Genomic DNA, 5,722 nt, shown 5'->3' on the forward strand with positions numbered 1-5,722 from the left:
CTAAACTCGCTATATCTATAGCGATTCAGTGTCGTCTGAGTTTTTTGACCCCACGCGCAGAGTTTACGCATTTGACCTTAAATAATGATGTCGCGCCTGCTGTTAACCTGCTTCAGAAAAGTTCGAAAGCTGTTGCTTACCTCCGAGCCACCGTAGAGGGCTCGAACTTTTGTAAGCCCCTTTGAATTCACGACTTCCGGAATCGAGTCGCGCGCGAGTCGTTACGAAGAGTGTTTTGTATGGGACGGTCCATTCCGAGCTTGGATCGGTTCCAGGCTCAAGCCATCTGGGAAATGTCGGTTTATGCTTTCAGAAGATTATTTAGCGCGACGATTACTGTTATTGCTCTTGGGACGTGTATTTCCAGTAGCCCGCCGAACTTTCTGTCGAACACTATTGATGGCAGCCGGAGAGGGCCGGTTGGGATCGTATTCCGCGAGACGCTGTCGTGTGAGCTGTCGCAGAAAATGAATGGAACATTGACGCACAAATAGAGGTTGCCTGGCTCCCAGACCTGCAGAAAGTTCTGTAAGAATATTTTGATTCGGAAGCGCTTTCCCCTGAACAATATTGAACCAGTTGCGAATTGAAGGTGTAGCAGGCCCGGCATTACTGGCGATATTGATTTTACGCCAGACGGTTCTTGTGGTGGAGTCCTCTTTCGCTGCAATTAACCAAGTTATCGCGGCTGTTCTTTGTACTTCTGAATTGGAAAACGCCGCCTGAGAAACTGCTATAGCAGGATCAAGTGCAAAACCAAGATTAGTACTGGCAAGCAACTCAGCCCCCACTTTTCCTGGAGATATTGATAATAAAGCTGACATGAGATCATCACTCTGATTCATTTTTTCGAGGAACGATTTACTTAATTTCAATGACTTTGGTGGCTCTGTTCGCCAGCGCAGTTTGCCTGCTATTTTCAATGGCGCGCTAAATGAATGATTACTCATTACAATCATCTGATCTGAATTCAAGAAAAAGGCCTGCTGTGAGGTTGGCGATGTAACCTGAAACCCTCCCGCAAAGGCCATGATTTCTCGTTTGTTTTCATCCCGTTGAACAAAGCCAACAGCGCTACCATCCTGCTTAACCTGAATCAACCATGCTTGCCGTTGATCCTGAATTTTCACAACATCACCAGCCTGTAATTGAGAAATAGCGACTTTGCCAGCGATGAGTTTCAAATCAATTACAGTTTGTATTGATCCTGATTCGGTATCGGCTTGCTTTGCCACCCCCAGTGCTTTGACGCCCCGAATGGCAATCTGAATTTCTGAATCGGCGTCCAACACGATCTCTGGTCCTGAGCTACTCGATTTTGTTTGAATTATTCCCTGCAACCAACTGAAAGGCAGTGTGTGTAATTCAAGGTGCTTTTCATCAGTCACTTGTTTGGCGGAAGCGTCAGCAAGAATCCCCTTCCAAGGCAATGAGTCTGCGGTTCGAGAACCAATAATTCCAGACATCCGCACCCAGTCCAACTGAAGATCGAGTTTTATTTCCGTCTCTATTGTCGACCCCTTCTTCGCCACAACTGGCTGCTCATTGCCTTGTTTGTCCATGACAGGATGTACGGGAATGACCTTCGGAGAACGCTGCGGGAGATTGACAGGTGGCTTTCTTTCAGGAACCACAGTCAGCTTGGGATCAGGATTTGAATGGAAAGGTTGCTTTGTATTTGAGCCGGGAATTTCTGGAATAGAAGGCGGAGGCCCTGGAACGGGATTCTCCGTGATCGATGTACTGTCTTCATTCTGAACAAATCTGATGTAAACGGGCATCGCAATTACAATGACAACGAGTACAGCTGCTACTACAAAATAAACCCGACGTTGGCTTAGTGCTGTTCGCTTAATACCTTTTGTCGATTTACGATCGGAATGGGCTGTTCGAGAAAGATGCTCCACGGATACCACTTCTGATTTATTTGAATCCAGTGCCGTCGAGTTCGGAGGTGATTGAGAGTCGTCTTCGATTTTCTCCAGATAGTGAGAGGCAGAAGATATAGAATCCACATTCGGACACTGCTCCTTGACAACGTCTCTCATCCGTTTTGTAGTCTGTGCTGCATGTAACTCGTACTGCTGTAAATCACTAGTAGAGGAGACGCCTCTATGTGCTGCCTGATAGGCTGATACGACTTCACGAAGTGACTCTGTCTGATTCCAGCATAAGGACTCAAACTCACGCTTTTGATCAGGGCTCATTCTTTCTTCAACAAAAGCAGCAACAGCTTCTGCATCAATTGCAGCGGTGTTTCGATCAACAGACTCTCCGGGAGTCATTTGTTGTTTATAAAGTTGAGAAAGTGTCTTCCAACGTTGTAACATAAGCGAATCTGAGGCTAACTGCTCGCGGACTGACACCTCTTCTGCATCGGAAAGGTGACCTTCCAGCAGTTTGATTAATGTCAGAATGTGAGTGTTTTGCTGATTCATGTTTGTTGACTTCTTGATTGTATTATTTTTTTCAATCTTTTTTGTGCGCGGTGCAGTTTGGGGCCAACGGCGTTTTCTGAAATCCCAATTTTCTGCCCAATTTCCGCGTAACTTAAATTCTGATTGAAGTACAAAACTAATACGCAACGGTCTGATTTCTTCAATTCGTTCATACAATTCTGAATATTTTTTGAATCGTCTGCATCAATGACTATAGAATCGCTGCGCGATTTTTGCGGAACAGTAGCGATATCGAATTGACTATCATTGGGTTGAATTTTATCTGTGTCTCGACGCTGACGAGACAGATAGTTTAATGTCGTCCGGCGGGTGATCACGGCTAACCAGGTAGAAAGCTTGCTGCGTCCCTGAAACTGGCGTAGACCATTCATATTTCCCTGAAACAGAGCCGCCATCACTTCAGCTCCACAATCTTCCACGAGTTCAGAGGCTGGCACCATCCCACACTCGCGACAGGTGGAGAGTATTCGGCTGATGATCAATTTATCATATCGGCTGACAAATTCTCTCCACGTATGCGCATCTCGCTTAAGCAACAACAAGATGAATTGGCGCTCTTCCTGATTTACAGCATCCGGACTCTTTTGGGAGTGTATCCCCGTTTCTTTCTCCTTTGACGGTCCCCTGGAGGGCACGTCACTTGGTGAATCATCATTTAGTGGAGAATCTGTAGATGTCATTTAAGTGATTTATTCAATCGATCTCAATATATCGACAAGCCCGTCTGCCACCGAAATTGTTTTGATAGAAATTGCTGTAAACAACTAAATGAGAATAAATCTGCCAACCGCACAAATTATCTTATGCGGTTGACAGACTGTATACAAGAATATCTTTCTCTTCTCTTATCCCCCAAAGGCGTTACCAATCGCGTTTTTCTCACGTTGCAACGTAGTTCTCAAGTCTGAAATCGCATCTTCACAAACATTATTTACCCGGCGAGCCAGTTGTGGTGCCCCCATGCTCACAAGTTTATCAATACAAGCATTACAAATTCGATTCACACGATTCGCACAATTTTCTGTCCGAGTTGTTGCCGACCGAATGCATTCCCTGGCAGCATCCCGAGCCGCTCTTTCCTGTCCATCAGCCAGCAACCGACGGATCTTTTGGACACACTCAGCAGTTTCATCAGCAGCTGCACTCTGGCAGCGTTCGACAACTCCATTCACATTACCAACACAACGTGCAGCAATATCTTCTGGAGAGGTATGAGCAAAAACCGTAGTAGTCACCATCATCATCAGGCCCAAAGCAGCACTACATGCAAATAAAAATCTCATAGAATTGATCTCCCTCAGGTTAAGTTAGTTTGCGCACAGCAAAAGAGCCGAAAAAGCGCGTCATTGATTACGCAATCAAGGTTGATTTACGAAATCGATTAGTAAAATCCGGTACATATACAGGCCTGATTGTCTCTACCGTCTGAACCATTTGTGGGAACAAGTCGTAAATCCGTGCAGATAAAAATAGAAATTCATTGAAATATTCTCAAATAATTGACTCAATAAACTGGGATTCCCCATATGGATCAGCCTGGAACCGCTCCTGGCATGGATTTTCTTTAATGATAACCACTGCGGTCCCCTCGTGGCTAACGTGAAGTGATTTTTCTCCACTTTTGTTGCCCTTCTGTTGCTGAAATCCGGGAATCGGTTCCCGTCGAGTCGTTTGTCAGCGGCGAAATTCTGGTCCTGCGCAGACCTTCCCCGCTGGAACCCTCGTTTTCACTCTTTGTTCCGCTCCCCAATCACGTCACTCTACCAGCGGTGGCGGCAGTGCCAGCCGCGCAATGCGGTCGAGGATCGCGGCGAACAAGTTTCGCGTCACCGCCACTTCGGCCAGTTGAAAGAACACGTACTTCGAGTGCCGGGTCACCTTGGCCCCCATCTTGATCAGCTTCTCCCGCAGTGTCGTCAGCGACCAGTTCTGTACCGGCTTGGGCAAAGCCAGTCGCCGCAGGAAGTTGCCGAGGTTATAAGCTAAGGCGAATAGTTGCAGCCGCACCTGATTGTCTTTGAATGTGCGGCAGGAGAGCTTCGTCCACTTGATCGCATTCTTGCCCTCCTTGATCCACTGCTCAGCCGTGCCACGACCGTTGTAGAACTTCACAACGTTCTTCGATTGTTTTTTCAAGTTGGTTACGATGAAGCCGACGCGCGGAAACAACTCGCCCGCGTGCCATTCGATCTTCGCTACCACGCGCCGCGCCCGCTGCCACGATTTGGCTTGATACTGGAAGCTTTGATAAAGAACCTTCGGCTTGTGGGAGGGACGACCCACGGGGCGCGTCAGCAGGTGCTCGATTTCTCGCTCTAGCACGGCATTGGACTTGATGCGGATGGCGTATTGGTAGCCCTCGTCTTCCAGCAGTCGCATTAGCTTCGGCAGGGCAAAGGCCGCATCACCGCGAAAGAACTTCGGAATGCTCAAGTGGCGATACCCTTCGATCACCGGCAACAGCACATTCCGCCAGTATTTCGCACTGGCTTTGTTGCCGCGCCGTAGCATGGCCCGCTCCAAGTCGCCGAACTGGTTGAACAGGAACAGCGGATGGTAGCAGAGGCACTCGAAGTGCCCGTTGTAGGCCGTGCCCTGTTGTCGCCCGTAGGTTTCGCTGACCGAGCTGTCCATGTCCAGGATGAGTTCTTTGAGCGGTCGCCGCCGGTGGACGTTGTCGGTCCAGCGTCCGGAGAGCTTCATCAGCGCCGTGAGATTTCGATTTGTGCTGAGCGTCTTCGTCTCGAACCGGCCCACTTCGCTACTCGACGCCGCTTGCTTCTCTGGCTGACTCGCCCTTCCACCGACCACGTGGCGTAGCGCCGGGTCCACACACAACCGTTCGGCGTCATTGACATCGTCGTAACCTGCCAGTCGGCTGTAGATCGATTGGCGTAACAGTGGCACGAGCTGGTGCTGCTTGTTGCGGCCCTGACGTGAATCGGTCAGCACATCTGCGCCCTGTTCCGTCAGCCCAAGCGCTTCATCCAGTTCCCGGTAGGCCAGCAGTCCCGCATCGGTGGTGACCTGATTGCCACAGAACTTGAGCTTCAAGCGGCGATCAAAACCGACCCGTAAATCCTCGTTTTGGCTGTCACCCATCGGGTTCCCCTGTCACCTTGGCATGTTGAGCGTCCAAACCCCTGTTTTTCAAGGGCTTGGCGCAAATTACGTGCCAAAGTGTGGGAAGTCATCTGGGAAATGCGGGTTAATAGTGAATGGCTAGCCGAACGATTAGTTAATCACTTCTGACATCGTAAATG

Annotated in this window: 4 protein-coding genes; all 4 read right to left on the reverse strand. The window is 48.8% G+C overall.

Translation table 11 applies throughout. From position 1 onward, the window contains the following. Positions 1 to 317 precede the first annotated feature (317 nt). The 4 genes from Q0668_RS24490 to Q0668_RS24505 all read right to left on the reverse strand — a co-directional run bounded on the left by Q0668_RS24490 (position 318) and on the right by Q0668_RS24505 (position 5,561). Positions 318 to 2,438, reverse strand: coding sequence for a hypothetical protein (locus tag Q0668_RS24490; RefSeq protein WP_298869180.1), 2,121 nt, complete (start codon positions 2,436 to 2,438; stop codon positions 318 to 320). Beyond that, positions 2,435 to 3,139, reverse strand: a complete 705-nt coding sequence (locus Q0668_RS24495; RefSeq protein WP_298869181.1) for a sigma-70 family RNA polymerase sigma factor — start codon at positions 3,137 to 3,139, stop codon at positions 2,435 to 2,437. The genes Q0668_RS24490 and Q0668_RS24495 overlap by 4 nt, the downstream gene beginning before the upstream one ends. A gap of 165 nt (positions 3,140 to 3,304) precedes the next feature. Further along, positions 3,305 to 3,742, reverse strand: coding sequence for a hypothetical protein (locus Q0668_RS24500; protein ID WP_298869182.1), 438 nt, complete (start codon positions 3,740 to 3,742; stop codon positions 3,305 to 3,307). 472 nt (positions 3,743 to 4,214) lie between these two features. Next, complete coding sequence (locus tag Q0668_RS24505; protein ID WP_298869183.1) at positions 4,215 to 5,561, reverse strand: IS1380 family transposase; 1,347 nt, start codon at positions 5,559 to 5,561, stop codon at positions 4,215 to 4,217. Between the last annotated feature and the right edge of the window lie 161 nt (positions 5,562 to 5,722).

This window comes from uncultured Gimesia sp., from assembly GCF_937910335.1.
Taxonomy (GTDB): domain Bacteria; phylum Planctomycetota; class Planctomycetia; order Planctomycetales; family Planctomycetaceae; genus Gimesia.

Excerpts from the sequence above, each read along its gene's own strand:
- Q0668_RS24505 (WP_298869183.1), bottom strand. The coding sequence starts at position 5,561 with ATGGGTGACAGCCAAAACGAGGATTTACGGGTCGGTTTTGATCGCCGC.
- Q0668_RS24495 (WP_298869181.1), bottom strand. The coding sequence starts at position 3,139 with ATGACATCTACAGATTCTCCACTAAATGATGATTCACCAAGTGACGTG.
- Q0668_RS24500 (WP_298869182.1), bottom strand. The coding sequence starts at position 3,742 with ATGAGATTTTTATTTGCATGTAGTGCTGCTTTGGGCCTGATGATGATG.
- Q0668_RS24490 (WP_298869180.1), bottom strand. The coding sequence starts at position 2,438 with ATGAATCAGCAAAACACTCACATTCTGACATTAATCAAACTGCTGGAA.